This window comes from Allorhizobium sp. nf9_anc (assembly GCF_056323085.1).
This window is the reverse complement of record NZ_CM150481.1, coordinates 538,644-553,100: the sequence shown is the minus strand read 5'-3', so window position 1 is coordinate 553,100 and position 14,457 is coordinate 538,644. Positions and strand designations below refer to the sequence as shown.

At 62.3% G+C, this 14,457-nt stretch carries 15 protein-coding genes; 6 read left to right on the top strand and 9 right to left on the bottom strand.

Going from position 1 to position 14,457, the window contains the following annotated elements:
- Nucleotides 1-29: 29 nt before the first annotated feature.
- Nucleotides 30-1,163 carry an ornithine/lysine decarboxylase gene (gene odc2 / locus AC02Y0_RS02465; RefSeq protein ID WP_476382154.1) on the bottom strand — a complete coding sequence of 378 codons (1,134 nt, stop codon included), beginning with the start codon at nt 1,161-1,163 and terminating at the stop codon, nt 30-32.
- A gap of 567 nt (nt 1,164-1,730) precedes the next feature.
- Here odc2 and AC02Y0_RS02460 point away from each other — a divergent pair.
- The 3 genes from AC02Y0_RS02460 to AC02Y0_RS02450 all read left to right on the top strand — a co-directional run bounded on the left by AC02Y0_RS02460 (nt 1,731) and on the right by AC02Y0_RS02450 (nt 4,470).
- Complete coding sequence (locus tag AC02Y0_RS02460) at nt 1,731-2,624, top strand: LysR family transcriptional regulator (protein ID WP_476382152.1); 894 nt, start codon at nt 1,731-1,733, stop codon at nt 2,622-2,624.
- Between the two features lie 89 nt (nt 2,625-2,713).
- Nucleotides 2,714-3,358, top strand: coding sequence for a DUF1007 family protein (locus AC02Y0_RS02455; protein WP_476382150.1), 645 nt, complete (start codon nt 2,714-2,716; stop codon nt 3,356-3,358).
- Nucleotides 3,352-4,470 (top strand): nickel/cobalt transporter, encoded by a 1,119-nt coding sequence (locus AC02Y0_RS02450; RefSeq protein WP_476382149.1) that lies wholly within the window; start codon nt 3,352-3,354, stop codon nt 4,468-4,470. The genes AC02Y0_RS02455 and AC02Y0_RS02450 overlap by 7 nt, the downstream gene beginning before the upstream one ends.
- A 5-nt stretch (nt 4,471-4,475) precedes the next feature.
- Here the strand turns inward: AC02Y0_RS02450 and AC02Y0_RS02445 are convergent, their stop codons facing one another.
- The 4 genes from AC02Y0_RS02445 to AC02Y0_RS02430 all read right to left on the bottom strand — a co-directional run bounded on the left by AC02Y0_RS02445 (nt 4,476) and on the right by AC02Y0_RS02430 (nt 7,114).
- Complete coding sequence (locus AC02Y0_RS02445) at nt 4,476-4,877, bottom strand: hypothetical protein (RefSeq protein ID WP_476382147.1); 402 nt, start codon at nt 4,875-4,877, stop codon at nt 4,476-4,478.
- Nucleotides 4,878-4,891: 14 nt separating this feature from the next.
- Complete coding sequence (locus AC02Y0_RS02440) at nt 4,892-5,581, bottom strand: GNAT family N-acetyltransferase (protein ID WP_476382145.1); 690 nt, start codon at nt 5,579-5,581, stop codon at nt 4,892-4,894.
- Nucleotides 5,582-5,689: 108 nt separating this feature from the next.
- Nucleotides 5,690-6,388 (bottom strand): tellurite resistance TerB family protein, encoded by a 699-nt coding sequence (locus tag AC02Y0_RS02435; RefSeq protein WP_476382143.1) that lies wholly within the window; start codon nt 6,386-6,388, stop codon nt 5,690-5,692.
- Between the two features lie 87 nt (nt 6,389-6,475).
- On the bottom strand, nt 6,476-7,114 hold the full coding sequence (locus AC02Y0_RS02430; protein WP_102018455.1) for a 2-dehydro-3-deoxy-phosphogluconate aldolase: 639 nt from the start codon (nt 7,112-7,114) through the stop codon (nt 6,476-6,478).
- A gap of 154 nt (nt 7,115-7,268) precedes the next feature.
- Here AC02Y0_RS02430 and AC02Y0_RS02425 point away from each other — a divergent pair, with 154 nt between their 5' ends.
- Both AC02Y0_RS02425 and AC02Y0_RS02420 read left to right on the top strand, forming a co-directional pair.
- Nucleotides 7,269-7,757: a CYTH domain-containing protein gene (locus tag AC02Y0_RS02425; RefSeq protein WP_476382141.1), complete on the top strand. Its 489-nt coding sequence runs from the start codon at nt 7,269-7,271 to the stop codon at nt 7,755-7,757.
- The gene (locus AC02Y0_RS02420) at nt 7,741-8,649 is read left to right on the top strand and encodes a CHAD domain-containing protein (protein WP_476382139.1); all 909 of its coding nucleotides are present in this window, start codon (nt 7,741-7,743) and stop codon (nt 8,647-8,649) included. Before AC02Y0_RS02425 ends, AC02Y0_RS02420 begins: the two co-directional genes overlap by 17 nt.
- On the opposite strand, the gene AC02Y0_RS02415 is transcribed toward AC02Y0_RS02420, so the two are convergent.
- The 4 genes from AC02Y0_RS02415 to AC02Y0_RS02400 are packed head-to-tail and all read right to left on the bottom strand — an operon-like array spanning nt 8,646 to nt 13,310.
- Nucleotides 8,646-10,049: an ABC transporter ATP-binding protein gene (locus AC02Y0_RS02415; protein ID WP_476382137.1), complete on the bottom strand. Its 1,404-nt coding sequence runs from the start codon at nt 10,047-10,049 to the stop codon at nt 8,646-8,648. The two genes, AC02Y0_RS02420 and AC02Y0_RS02415, sit on opposite strands and share 4 nt — an antisense overlap.
- Nucleotides 10,046-10,864 (bottom strand): ABC transporter permease, encoded by an 819-nt coding sequence (locus AC02Y0_RS02410; protein WP_476382135.1) that lies wholly within the window; start codon nt 10,862-10,864, stop codon nt 10,046-10,048. The genes AC02Y0_RS02415 and AC02Y0_RS02410 overlap by 4 nt, the downstream gene beginning before the upstream one ends.
- A complete protein-coding gene (locus tag AC02Y0_RS02405; RefSeq protein ID WP_476382133.1) occupies nt 10,861-11,796 on the bottom strand; it encodes an ABC transporter permease in 936 nt (311 codons plus the stop codon). Before AC02Y0_RS02405 ends, AC02Y0_RS02410 begins: the two co-directional genes overlap by 4 nt.
- A complete protein-coding gene (locus AC02Y0_RS02400) occupies nt 11,793-13,310 on the bottom strand; it encodes an ABC transporter substrate-binding protein (RefSeq protein WP_476382132.1) in 1,518 nt (505 codons plus the stop codon). Before AC02Y0_RS02400 ends, AC02Y0_RS02405 begins: the two co-directional genes overlap by 4 nt.
- A 172-nt stretch (nt 13,311-13,482) precedes the next feature.
- Here AC02Y0_RS02400 and trhO point away from each other — a divergent pair, with 172 nt between their 5' ends.
- Nucleotides 13,483-14,427 carry an oxygen-dependent tRNA uridine(34) hydroxylase TrhO gene (gene trhO, locus AC02Y0_RS02395; RefSeq protein ID WP_476382130.1) on the top strand — a complete coding sequence of 315 codons (945 nt, stop codon included), beginning with the start codon at nt 13,483-13,485 and terminating at the stop codon, nt 14,425-14,427.
- The last annotated feature ends 30 nt before the right edge of the window (nt 14,428-14,457 follow it).

The window sequence follows — 14,457 nt, the reverse complement described above, 5'->3', positions numbered from 1 at the left end:
TCCGTGCCGGCATGCCGGCACGGGAGACGTCAGATGACGTAGGACTTCAGCGGGTCGAAGCCATTGAACGCCACCGCCGAATAGGTGGTGGTGTAGGCGCCGGCCCCCTCGATCAGAACCTCGTCGCCGATCGAAAGCGAGATCGGCAGCGGATACATGTTCTTCTCGTACATCACGTCGGCCGAATCGCAGGTCGGACCGGCGAGAACGCAGGGCTCCATCGCGTCAGCGTCATGGGCGGTGCGGATCGGGTAACGGATCGCTTCGTCCATGGTTTCGGCGAGACCGCCGAACTTGCCGATGTCGAGGAACACCCAGCGGTGCTCGTCATTGTCAGACTTCTTCGAGATCAGCACGACCTCGGCCTTGATCACGCCGGCATTGCCGACCATGCCGCGGCCCGGCTCGATGATGGTCTGCGGGATGTTGTTGCCGAAGTGCTTCTTCAGCGACGCCTTGATTGCCTGACCATAGGCCTCTGCCGACGGGATGTCGCGCAGATACTTGGTCGGGAAACCACCACCCATATTGACCATCTGGAGCACGATGCCCTGCTTGGCCAGCGAGTTGAACACGCGCTTGGCGTCTGCGAGAGCGCCGTCCCAGGCATCGACCTTGGTCATCTGCGAACCGACATGGAACGAGACGCCGAAGGATTCGAGGCCGAGCTGGTGTGCGTAGACGAGAACGTCGACGGCCATCTGCGGCACGCAGCCGAACTTGCGGGAAAGCGGCCATTCGGCGCCTTCGCCATCCGTCAGGACGCGGCAGAACACGCGGGCGCCGGGAGCGGCACGAGCGATCTTCTCGACTTCCTCGTGGCTGTCGACGGCATAGAGGTTGACGCCGAGTGCGAAGGCACGCGCGATGTCACGCTCCTTCTTGATGGTGTTGCCGAACGAGATGCGCGAAGCATCTGCACCGGCATCGAGCGCCATCTGGATCTCGGCAACGGAAGCGCAGTCGAAGTTCGAGCCCAGCGAGGCCAGGAGCTGGAGGATCTCCGGCGCCGGGTTCGCCTTGACTGCGTAGTAGATGGCGCTGTCCGGCAGGGCATGACGGAACGCACCGAAATTGTCGCGCACGACGTCGAGGTCGACCACGAGGCAGGGACCTTCGGGACGTCGGGTGTTGATGAAGTCGAGGATGCGAGCAGTGGTCATCGATGTAACCTTCCAAATTCCAGCGATACCCGAAGCTGCCAAGCTTCGGATGGACAAAGGACGGCGAGACATCGCTCGAAACCAGTCGGTGGAGACACCGGTACCGTACGAACGCTCGACGCGCGAAACGATGGATCAACGCACTCTGGAAACGAGTACAATAATCCGCTTTGTCTGCCATGGATTGGAGGGAGACCCTACCGCACTTCCGGCAATGATGGTGTGCCTCTGAAGTAACTCCAGCTGATGGAAAGCCGGAAGAGACTAGAAAGGCCCGCACCGTCGTTGCTTCGTATGTCCTCGCATTTTCCGGTTGGCCGGAATAGCGACTGGAGGGGTTAGTTCCAGGTACCTTACCGATGACCTCACCTTAGGGATTAATCCCCATTCGAGGGTCGGCGGACACACACGGGCACGTGCGACTTTGGGCTGAACACGAGATAAGAAATGTGTCGGTCATAATCAAGAGGTTTTTTCGCCCCTGGTTAATTTTGCCGACTTGGACACTTTTCTTTGAACAATTTCCTCCATACGTTCACAAATAGCGATAAATTTTGGGGGATTGGGATGGACACGCTCACTCGTATTCGTGCCTTCATCGATGTGGTCGAAGCCGAGGGCTTTTCCGCAGCCGCCCGCAAGACAGGCCGCTCCAAGGCACTTTTGTCCAAATATGTCAGAGAGTTGGAGGATGAGCTCGGCGCTTTGCTGCTCAACCGCACCACACGGCAATTCTCACTGACCGAGGCCGGCCACACCTATTTTCGGACGGCTGCCGACATCCTGAAGGAGATCGACAACCTCGCCGATCTCGTGCGCGAGAATAATGCCGACCTCAAGGGCAAGCTTAAAGTGACGGTCCCTCGCACCTTCATCGATGCCGATGTCGGCCAGTCGCTCATCGATTTTGCCAAGGAGAACCCGCAGATCTCGCTCGAGATCGTCGCCGAAGATCGATTCGTCGACCTGATCGAAGAGGGTTTCGATCTCGGCATTCGAATCACCAAGCTCGACGATTCCGGCATGATCGCCCGCAAGCTCTCCGACTTCCGCGTCTATGCCTGCGCCACGCCCGCCTTCATCGCCGAGAATGGACCGCTGACACATCCGAGCGAACTCTCGCGCATCCCCTTCCTCATCGACACCAACTCCCGCTCACACAACAGCCTGCGCTTTCTCGATACCGATGGCGACATGATCTCGGTCAGCGTCACAGGCCCGATCGAGGTGAACAGTCCGCTTGCAACACTCAGGGCTGCCCGCGCCGGCATGGGCATCGCGATGATCCCCGACTTCATCGCCCGCCCCTATCTGGCCTCCGGCGAACTGGTCTCGCTCTTCGACGATTTCATCGCCAAGGATCGCGGCATCTATGCCGTCTATCCCCATCGCCGCTATCTGCCGGCCAAGGTCCGCGCCTTCGTTGACTACCTTCACGCATGGTTCAAGCGCTATTCCTGAGCCATAGAGCCGGCGCAGGGTCCCACTTTTGTCCCAATCATCGGACAGGGAGAGACCACAAGCTGGAATTCGGGAAGGGTATTCAAAGCATGCGGAAGAGCCTCGGTTACTGCGCGGCCGGAGCGGTCATGGCGTTTGCATCGCCGGCCCTCTCCCATCCGCACATCTTTGCCGAGGCACGCGTCGAGATCGTCGCGACGGACGACGGCATGCTGAAGGAGCTGCGCAATGTCTGGCGCTTCGACGACATCTTTTCCTCCAGCGTGCTCATGGATTTCGACAAGAACAGCAACCTGAAGCTCGACCACAGCGAGTTGAACGAGATCGCCAACACGATCCGCGACTCCCTCGGTGACTACAGCTATTTCACCTTCATCTCGAAGGACGGCGCATCGAGCGAGATCGCAAAGCCAGAGATCTTCAATGTCGACTTCAAGGACAACCAGCTTCTCGTCTTTTTCGTCGCCAAGCCCAAGACACCACTGAAGATCGGTGGCCGCATGACCTTCGGCGTTTACGATCCCACCCTCTACACGGCGATCGACTTTGCCAAGGATGAGGACATGGTGGTCGAGGGCAAGCCCTTCGAGGCCTGCACGCATAAGGTCGTGCGCCCCGATCCTGACCAGGTGATCGCCCAGAACCAGTCCAATCTGACGGAAGCCTTCTTCAACGATCCCGCCGGCACCGACATGGGCAAGCTCTTCGCCACGCGGCTGGAGGTGACATGCTGAAGATTGCCGGGCATCCGTCCCTCGCACGCTTCGCCCTCGCTGCCCTTGTTTGCCTCCTGCTTGCCGGGTTTGCGCATGCAGCCTCCCCGCTCGGCATCGGCACCGCAGAGCCGAGCTACCAGCCGACAGGCGGACCCTTCGCCGAACTGCTCGTCTGGATCAATACGCATCAGCAGGCCTTCTACCGATCCTTGACGAATGCCCTCAAGGCCATGCGCGAGGATCCCTGGAGCCTTGTGACCCTCGTCGGCCTCTCCTTTGCCTATGGTGTCTTCCATGCCGCAGGCCCTGGCCATGGCAAAGCGGTCATCTCGTCTTACCTGCTTGCCAATGAGATCGAACTGCGCCGCGGCATCCTCGTCTCCTTCGTCTCGGCCTTCCTGCAGGCGGTCGTCGCGATCACGGTCGTCGGCGTCACCTACTTGGCTCTGCGCGGCACATCGATCAGCATGACCGACGCAACCCGGACGCTCGAAATCGCAAGCTACGCGATGATCGTCGCCTTCGGCATCTGGCTCCTGGTCCGTAAGCTGAAGGCATCCTTCGCTACCTCCGTGCAGACCGCAGGCACGGGTGCGCTGTTCGGCACCCCGGAAACACCGGCCGCCGGCAGCGTCACCGCCTCACTCTTTGCCGAACCGGCGACAACAGCGACGCCCCGCGAAACGGGTGGCTCGCGTTTCCGCGGCATGGCAGTCGCCCATGACCATGATGCACTGGCCCCCGGCTCCGTCTGCCATGAATGCGGGATTGCCCATGTGCCGGATCCGAGCCTGGTCGGCGGCAGCACATTCAGCCTGCGGGATGCCTGGTCTGCGGTGATTGCAGTCGGCATGCGCCCCTGCTCCGGCGCGCTGCTGGTCATGACCTTTTCGCTGCTGAACGGCCTGCTGCTCGGCGGCATCCTGTCCGTGCTCGCCATGGCGCTCGGAACGGCCATCACCGTCTCAGTGCTGGCAAGCCTCGCCGTCGGCGCCAAGAGCGTCGCACTCACGCTTTCCGGCCCCGGCTCCCGTCGAGCCGGCATCGTCGCAAGCGCGATCGAAGTCGGCGCTGCTCTGCTGGTGATACTGCTCGGTGCGCTGCTCCTGGCCGCAAGTCTGACCGCCTGAGGCGATCAGCCCTCGTCGGCCTCATGGCTGCGCTGATGACGCGAGCGGAGCCAGAGGATCAGAAAGATCGCCATCAAGGCGACCGCACCGACAAGCGCGCCGAGTTCCGGCGAGTAGCGGCCGAGCCAGAGCACCACCGTCGGCACCACGAGCATCAATCCGAAAATGACGGCGACAACGACAGCGGCCTGTTTCGTCTGAGAGCGCGGAGACAGTTCAGCACCGTCTTTCCGCACAGCCTTCTTCGGCTCCGGCAGGAAGCGGAAGGCATAGACCACGAGACCGATTGCCACGCAAAGACCCACTGACCAGGCGACGGTCGCGCTCTTGTAGCTCGCATAAGCGAGTGCGGCGACAACCACAGCCGTGCCGACATTGAGGATGATGCTGAAGATGTTCGGCTTCACGGTGTCATTTCCTATCAGGTCGCGGAGGCTGCGATCTCGGCCCGCAGCTCTTCCAGCCGACGCTTCTGGCGTCCGGCATCGTCGAAATTTTGAGGATCGAGCCAGGCCTCGAAGGCGGCCCGGATGAGTGGCCATTCGCCGTCGATCATCGAGAACCAGGCCGTGTCACGGTTCTTGCCCTTGGACAGCATGTGCTGTCGGAAGATGCCTTCAAAGCTGAAGCCATACCGCTTGGCCGTCACCTTGCTCGGCTCATTCTCGTTGTGGCACTTCCACTCGTAGCGGCGATAGCCGAGATCATCGAACACATGCCGGGCGAGAAGATAATGCGCTTCCGTCGCAAGCGGCGAACGGCCCATCGCAGGGCCATGCGCCACGCCACCGACCTCGACCACGCCGTTTGCGGGATCCGGCCGCATATAGTTGGCCATGCCGACGACCTTCCCGGTCGCCTTGTCCCGAAACACTTCCGTGACCCATCCGCCCTTCTGGACGGCGCTCAGCCAGGCATCGAAATCCTCGATACCCTTGAAGTCCGGCTGCGTGAAATAAGTGAGCAGCGGGTTGATCGCCATGCCGCCCAGGCCATCCCAAAGGGCTTCGAGATGGATCTCACGCTCATAAGGCTCGACCACGACAAAACGACCCTCCAGCCTGACGGGCTGGGGAGCCGGACATCCCTTGAAGCTGGATAGGTCACGCATGGCAAAGTCTCGGGCTCAAACAATTGCCCGAGGCTTAAGTCACGCAAGCGGCAAAGGCAACCGACGTCGCGGACACCCGGGTGGACCGGATGCCGCAGATGTGTGGCGTCAAAGGCTGATCTTGGCAGAGGCGACCGTCGCCTCGATATGGTCGACCAGCGCATCCGGAAGGCCAAGGCGACCAGCGAGCATGTCGAGATAGCCACGCTCCGTGCGGGTATCCGGCTCGATGGTCAGGCGCGAGGCGGTGTAGATCTCGACGCGCTGCTCTTCTGTCTTGGCCGACGCAACCAGCGTGTCCAGATCGATGGGCTTGGCAAGCTCGGCCTCGATGAAGGCTTCCGCCTCGGCGCCAAGGCCCGACAGATGGACCTTGTCCATGATCCGCGCCCGTTCGCTCGCATCGATATGGCCGTCGGCCTTGGCGGCTGCGATCATCGCGCGCACCAGCGACAGGGCAAAATCATCGGAGACAGCCTGGGGCTCGGTGCTGAAGGGCGAATCCTTCGGCGGCGGCAGGAGTTCGGGCAATGCCTGGGTCGGTTCGGGCTTCTGACCGGCCTGGTAATTCTTGTAGGCCTGGTAGCCGAGACCAGCGATGACGGCGAGACCGCCGAGCTTCAGGGCATTGCCGCCGAGCGAGCGTCCGGTCTTCGTGCCGAGCAGCACGGCCGCAAGAGCGCCGCTCTTCCAGGGATTGGCCTTCGCCATACCCAGGAGATCGGTCCCCTTCTGGCCGAGCGAGCCTGATGCTCCCGGCATCTGCGATCCCAGAAATTGATCCAGCAGCTTCTTGGCGTCGAACATCGCGGTCTCCTTGTTGTCTCTGTCGCTCCCTAGATAGGAAGCGACTTCGACATTACAAAGAGGACGACGATGAAGCTGGCGTAAATGTCAGCCCTTGAGGGCTGCAGCTTCGCTGGCAAGCTTGGTGATGCCAGCCCAGTCACCGGCAGACACCAGTTCCTTCGGCGCAACCCAGGAGCCGCCGACGCAGACGACGTTCGGCAGCGACAGGTAATCCATGGCGTTCTTGAGCGAGATACCGCCGGTCGGGCAGAACAGCGTGCCGGCAAGCGGCGAAGACAGCGCCTTGAGGTAAGCGGCGCCACCGGCCTGTTCGGCGGGGAAGAACTTCAGAACCTTGTAGCCCTCTTCGCGCAGCGCCATGACTTCGGACGCGGTTGCCGCACCGGGCAGAAGCGGAATGTCGGACTGACGCGCGACGTCGAGCAGTTCCTGCGTCGTCCCGGGGCTGACGATGAACTGCGAGCCGGCATCGACGGCTGCGGCATAGTGAGCGGCGTTGAGGATGGTGCCGGCGCCGACCACGGCACCTTCGACTTCCTGAGCCACAAGGCGCACCGCTTCGAGGGCTGCTTCAGTGCGCAGCGTGATCTCGATCGCCTTCAAACCGCCGGCGACAAGCGCGCGCGCCAGAGGCACAGCCGTCTTCGCATCTTCGATGATCAGGACCGGCACGACCGGCTGCAGCTTCAGGGTGGAGAGTAGCTTTTCGGTTTTGTCGCCCATGGCAGGACCCTCTTTTAAAACGATTAGATCGGCAATTCACTAACCCGCGCTGACCGCGATGTCGAGACCGACAGGTAGCACGGAATCTTTCGGGTTTCCTAACACCTCCGCCTCCGCTATGGTCCAATGGCGTAATATTTCGGAGCGTGAGTGTATGGCGAAGGAAATCGAGCGCAAGTTTCTCGTCCGGACCGATGGCTGGAAAAACGCCGTCACTTCCGAGACGAAAATACGGCAGGCCTATATTGCAGCCGAAACGGATCGCTCCGTCCGCGTCCGCACCCGCAACGACCAGACCGCCCAGCTGACCATCAAGTTCGGCAAAGGCCATCTCATCCGCGACGAATTCGAATATCCGATAGCCCATGACGATGCGCTGGAAATGCTGGCCTTCTCGATTGGCAACGTCATCGAGAAGACACGCTACACGGTCGACTTCGAAGGCTTCACCTGGGAGATAGATGTCTTCGAAGGTGTCTATCGCGGGCTCATCACCGCCGAGGTAGAGATGGCCTCGGAAGACGACGCCCCGGCACTCCCGACCTGGCTCGGCCGCGAGGTGACCGGCGACAAGCGCTATTCGAACCAGGCCCTTGCCACCGAGCGCATGCGGCCGGAGCTGGTGCATGCCATATCGCATTAGGCCGGACCGGCCTCTTCTTGCCGAGGTCCGGCTTGTTGCCCGCCAGGAGCTGGACAAGGCGATCGAAACGCTGGAGGCGAGACCGGACGGTCTGCACGAAGCCATCCACGCCGCCCGCAAGAAATTCAAACGCCTGCGCAATCTCTATCGGCTGGTCGCAAGCGGCGACAAGCCGTTCCAGAAGGCGGAAAACGCAAGGCTGCGCGATGCGGCCCGCAGCCTGTCACGCATGCGCGACGCCACGGCCCTGATCGAAACCGTCCAGCACCTGACCAATCATACGCTGACCGAGGATGAGGCCGAAACGCTGTCGGCCGCCCGCGAAGTGCTGGCTCTCCGCCGTGACGAAATCGCGCAGACTGAAAGCGATCTTGAGGCCAAGGTGGCAGCCGCGGTCGCCGAATGCCGGTCGGCGATCGAGGCTCTTGAGGGCCTGTCTCTCCCCTCCAAGACGGGTCACGCCGGCCGCCTTATGGCCAAAGGCTGGCGCAAGGGCCTCGACGAGGCACGCAAGTCGCTCGAAATCTGCAAGGGTGAAAGTCATGGCGAGGCCTTTCACGACCTGCGCAAGGCAGCCCAGGCCTACTGGATGAACCTCTCACTCTTGCGCGACCTCTGGCCAAGCGCCTTCGATGCCAAACGCCAGGACGCCAAACAACTCGTCGACTTTCTCGGCCACGAGCACGATCTGACTGTGCTCACCACGCTGATCGATCATGAACCCCAGACCTTCGGCGATGGCGAGGGCCTGTCCTTCCTCCTCGCCATCATCATCCGCCGCCAGCAGGACCTGCGCCGGGAGGCGCTTGATCTGGCCGACCAGGTTTTCGCCGACCCCGCGAAGAGCGAGGCCGGCATCATCGAGTCATTGTGGATGCGAGCGGCGACCTAGAGGCCGCCAATCAACACCTGCCGATCGCAGGTTTTCTCGATCATTACAGCATCATGGCTGACCAGTAGCACCGCGCAATTGCGCTCTCGCGCCAGTTCGGTCAGCAGATCGATCGTCTCCTGCTGGGTGATCAGATCGAGACGCGAGGTCGGCTCATCGGCGAAAAGGAAGACCGGATCGAGCAACAGCACACGCAAGAGTGCGAACCGCTGCAACTCGCCACCGGAAACTTCCGTCGGCAACCGCGTTAGCAGTACTGGCGAAAGCCGGAGCCGCTCCATCAGCGGCTGAACGCGGGATGCGTCAAGCCGATGCAGGCGCACGAGATCGGCAATCGCCTCCCCGAGCGGGATCTTCTGCGGGAAGGCTGAGGGCGGATCCTGGTAGAGCTTCTGATAGCGAACGGGCTTTGCCTGCGGCAGGCGGGTCACCTGCCCGGCATCGGCCTTCAACAATCCCAGCAGCACATCACCGAGCGAACTCTTGCCCGATCCGCTCGGGCCGGTGATGCCGACGATCTCGCCCGGACGAAGCGACAGGTCCTGGCCGGAAAACAGCAGCTTGCCGCCACGCGTCTTGGCGAGGCCAGAGGCGATCAGGATCGGGTCGGTATCCTCAGGTGCAGTGCCAACTCGGGAAGCCCAGTTTTCCGGCTCCGCCGCGATCAGTCGACGGGTATAGTCGTGCGACGGAGCGTTCAGCACGTCCGCTGCCTCGCCCGTCTCGATGATCTTACCCTCCAGCATGACAGCGAGATCGCCGCCCATCTGCCGGGCAAGCGCCAGATCATGGGTGATGACAAGCACCGTGCCACCGGCCGCCACCTCCTGCATCAGAAGCGCGATCACCTCATCGCGCCTGCCTACATCAAGCCCCTTGGTCGGCTCGTCGGCGATGATGATCCGGGCCCCACCGGCCCGCGCGGCGGCAAAGGCGACGCGCTGCGCCATGCCGCCGGAGAGCTGTCCGGGAAGCTTCGCCTCGGCATCGAGCACGCCCAGCGCTTCGAGATCAGTACGCGCGGCGGAGATAGACTCATCTTCACCCAGACGTCCGAGATAGCGATGCCCCTCGGCCACCTGCTCAAGCGCCACCATGGTCGGATCGAGCGCCAGCCATGGCTCTTGCGGCAGAACGCCAACCTTGCGGCCCCAGAGCGGACGGAACAGCTTCGGCTCCGCAAGCGAGAGCGTCTGCCCCTCGATCGTCACAGATCCTGTCGCGGTCAGCCCTTCCGGGAGAATGCCGATGATCGCCTGGGCAAGCAGGCTCTTGCCGGAGCCGGTTTCGCCGAGGATGGTGAAGGGCCGTCCGGCTTTCAGGGAGAACGAGACCGGGGCAACGATCTCGCCGGTCACGGCAGAGACAGAGGCCGCTTGAACGGAAAGAAGAGTGGTCATGGCTTGTCCTTTCCGCCGATTAACTGCAGCGCGAGCACCATCAGGAAGATCACGGCAATCGGCTGCAACAGCGCATGCGGCGCTTCCTGGTAGTACGGCAGAAGCTCGATCATCATCGAACCGAGTTCCGGTGTCGGCGGACGGACCCCGACGCTGACGAAGCCGAGGGCGGCAATCGCCATGATCGCGGACGCCGCACCATAGGCGGCAACCGTCAGAAGCATCGGCGCAAGCTCCGGCCAGAGATGCCGGCGCAGGATATAGGCCGGGCCAAAACCGAGTAGCCGCGAGGCTTCCACCGCCGGTGACAGCAAGAGCGGCCGCGCCATCGCCCGCGTCAGGCGGAAATACTCGACCCAAAGCACCAGCGAGATGCCGATATAGAGCATGGCCGGATTGTCGGGCACAATCGCCGTCAGCATCAGCACCGGAAGCAGTCCGGGCAGCGCCAGGAAGGCCTCCGAGACCGCGCCGACGGCACGGTCGGCAAACCCACCGCGCCAGGCCGCGAGAACCCCGAGCAGCACGCCAGGGATCATCGCGGTGAAGACGGAGAGCAGTGCAAGCCCGAGCGAGAGGCGAAGGGCAGCAGCCAGCCGCGCCTGCATCGAGCGCCCGAGATGGTCATAGCCGAACCAGTCGGCAACACTCGGCCCCTGCAGCGTCAGACGCAGTGTCTGCTTGAGCGGATCGGCTCCACCGATCACCAGCGGCAGAAAGGCAAAGGCGAGCAAACCGCCAAGGATTGCCACACCGACAAGCCGGCGCAGCGGCCAGTGCACCGGGCGCGGCGCTACATAATCGAACGCCGTCATGCGCTGCGCCTCCTAGGATCTACGCCATGGCAGAAGAGATCGACCAGCGCGTTTAGCGCGACGAACATCAGGCCCATAACAAGCGCCGTCCCCTGGATCATCGGCACGTCCCGCCCGAAGATCGCATGCACCAGCGCATGGCCGATGCCCGGCCAGGCAAACAGCGTTTCGACAACCACCACCCCCTCGACGAGATAGACGAACTGCACGCCGAGATAGGTGACGATCGGCACCGCGACATTGCGCAATCCATGCCGCAAAAAGACCTGCCATTCGGAAAGACCCTTCGTCCGTCCGAAGGCGTAGTAGGGCGACCGCGACACGGCGACCATTGCATCGCGCGCCACCCGGTTCGACACCGCCGCCAGTCCGAGCGCCAAAGTCAGCGCCGGCAGCACGAGATGCGCCCCATGAGTATGTCCCGCCGCCGGCAGCACATTGAGCGTGATCCCGAAGACGATGATCAGGATGAGGCCCACCACGAATTGCGGCAGCGCCCGCAACCCCGTCGACACCAGCATCAGCGTCCGGTCGAGCACGCCGCCGGGCCTTAGACCCGCCAGAATGCCGAGCGGCGGACCGATGAACAGCGAGAGCACGATCGCGGCCAGGGCCAGCTCGATCGTATGGCCGAGCTGCATGCCGATCTCCTCGATCACAGGCTTGCCGGTGACCAGAGACGTTCCGAGATCGAAGCGCAGGAGATCGGTCATCCAGTCGAAGAGAGCGACGATGGCCGGCTTGCCGAGGTCGAGTTCGGCGGCGACCTTCGCCGCGGCCGCACTGTCGACGACGTCAAAGCCATAGCGGCCGGCAGCGATCCGGTAGGCGAGGTCGCCCGGAAGCGACCTTGTCATCACGAAGCAGATGAGCCCCACCATGAACGCGACCAAAGCCGCCTGAATCAGGCGGTTCAGGATGGCCTTGCTCATTTCGCCCACCGCATGGTTTCCAGACCGAAGGATCGTTCGAACGGATCGATCATGGCGCCCTCCAGCTTCGGCGAGAAGGCCACCGTCTGCTGGTACCAGGCAATCGGAATGACCGGCAAGTCAGCCTGGATGGCCGCTACAGCCTGATGGCGCAGGGCCTCGCCCTCTGCCGGATCGGCGACGCGCGTGAGATCATCCAGCGCCTTTTCAAAGCCGGCATTCGTCCAGTTCATCGCACCCCAGTCACCGCCGCCTGGACCGTAATCGGAGAGCATGGTGCCGATCGGATCCGGAACCAGCGCGAAGTTGCGCGCCATCAGTGCAAGCTCCAGCGAGCCATCCTGATGTTTCGCCGGGATCTCGGAGGAATTGGTCGAGTTGATTGTCAGTGCAACGCCGATTTCCTTGAGCTGGTCCTGCAGGACAGCGGCGATCAGTGGCAGTTCGGGGCGATCCGGATAGGTTGTCAGCGTAAGCGCGAAGGGCTTGCCGTCCTTCTGCAGGATGCCGTCGGCGCCCGGCGTCCAGCCGAGTTCGGCCAGAAGCGCCTTGGCCTTCTCAGGATCGTAGCCGAGCGGTGCGAGATCGGCATCGTGCCAGATCTTCAGGCTCGGCGGGAAGAGTTGCGTGGCGGCCGCCGGATAGCGCAGGATCGCAACCGCAAGCCCTTCGCGGTCGATGGCAAGGCTCAGCGCTTCGCGTGCCTTCACGTCGGCGAGGAAGGCATGGCCGGCATTGACCTTGAGCAGCACGCTGCGCGGGATCGACACCGACTGCAGCACGACCTTGTCGCTTTTCGCCAGACGCGTACGGCTCGCGGGATCAAGGTTGAAGACATAGTCAGCATCGCCGCTCTCGGCCATCAGCGCGCGGGTCTCGGCGCGGCTCACCGAGAGATAGGTCGCCTTCTCGATCTCAGGCTTCTGGCCCCAATAATCGGCGAAACGTTCAACTGCGAGGCTCTGCGGCGCCTCGAGCTTGTTGAGCTTGAACGGCCCCGTACCGATGATCGCCTTGACGTCCGCACCGTCATAGGCCGCCGGCGCCAGGATCTGGGCGCGGTTTTCGGCAAGGAAAGCCAGCAGCGGCACGAAAGGCTTTGACAGCGAAACGACAACAGCCCCTTCCCCGTCAGCCTTGATATCCGAGATCGGCGCCTTGCTGAGAAGCCCGGCCTTCGCCCTGGCGATGTTGAGTGCGGAGACAACCGCCTCGGCCGTCAGCCCCGTGCCGTCCTGGAATTTCACGCCGGTCTGTAGCTCAAAACGCCAGGTGAGACCGTCTTCGCTGACGGACCAGCTCTTCGCGAGCGCCGGAACCGGATTGCCGTCCATATCGGCTTCGACAAGCGTTTCGACGATCCCCATGCGCAGGAATATGTCGCCAGACTTGGCGGGATCGAGACCGGTGATCTCGAAGGGCGCGACGATATCGACGACACCGTCGGTCGCCATGGCGGGCGCCGAACCGGCCAGCAGCGTCACGAGCGAGGCAGCAATGAGTTTGCGAAACATTAGGAGCACCTTTAATGTTATAAAGTTACATCCGTCTAGCCAAACCGATCCGCGCTGTCCAGTGCTGCAACGCACTCGCCCACAACCCTCACCTCACTTGACGATTTTCAAACTTGACCCGGAAAGCGGAAATCCGTTGCACGGCAGGGGCCGAGGCGGTATTTCGCAGGCCATGACAGAACATTCGACAGCCCCCCGCCCTGAGACAAGCGGCGCCTTTTGCGTCGCCGCCCTCTATCACTTTGCCAAGTTTCCGCGTTTCGAGAGCTTCCAGGAACCGCTGGAGACCCTCTGCAAGGCCGAAGGCGTCAAGGGCACGCTGCTCATTGCCCATGAGGGCATCAACGGCACCATCGCTGGCACCGATGCCGCGATTGCAAAGGTTCTGGCGTTTCTTCGCAGCCAGCCGGAATTCGTGAGCCTGGAGCACAAGGAAAGCCGGGCTTCCAAGATGCCGTTCCTGCGCATGAAGGTGCGGCTGAAGAAGGAGATCGTCACCATGGGCGTCGAGGATATCGACCCCAACGAGATCGTCGGCACCTATGTCGACCCGAAGGACTGGAACGATCTGATCTCAGATCCCGAGACCATCGTCATCGACACCCGCAACGACTATGAGACGGCAATCGGCATCTTCCGCGGCGCCGTCGATCCGAACACCAAGACATTCCGCGAGTTTCCCGACTGGGTGAAGAACAATCCCGGCCTGCACAACAAGCCGAAGATCGCCATGTATTGCACCGGCGGCATCCGCTGCGAGAAGGCGACGGCCTTCATGAAGCAGCAGGGCTTCGACGAGGTCTACCACCTCAAGGGCGGCATCCTGAAATATCTGGAGGAAGTGCCGGAAGAACAGAGCCTCTGGGATGGCGCCTGCTTCGTCTTCGATGAGCGCGTGTCCGTCACCCATGGCCTGAAAGAGGGCGATCACAAGCTCTGCCACGCCTGCCGCAACCCGATCACCGCAGAAGAGCTGACCCATCCCCATTACGAGGAAGGCGTCTCCTGCAGCCATTGCTATGACAGCCGCACCGAAGCCGACCGTGACCGTTATCGCCAGCGCCAGCTACAGATCGCGCTCGCCAGGAAGCGCGGCGAAAGGCACATCGGCAGCTGAGCACCGGCCACCGGAGAAGCCCAGAGCATC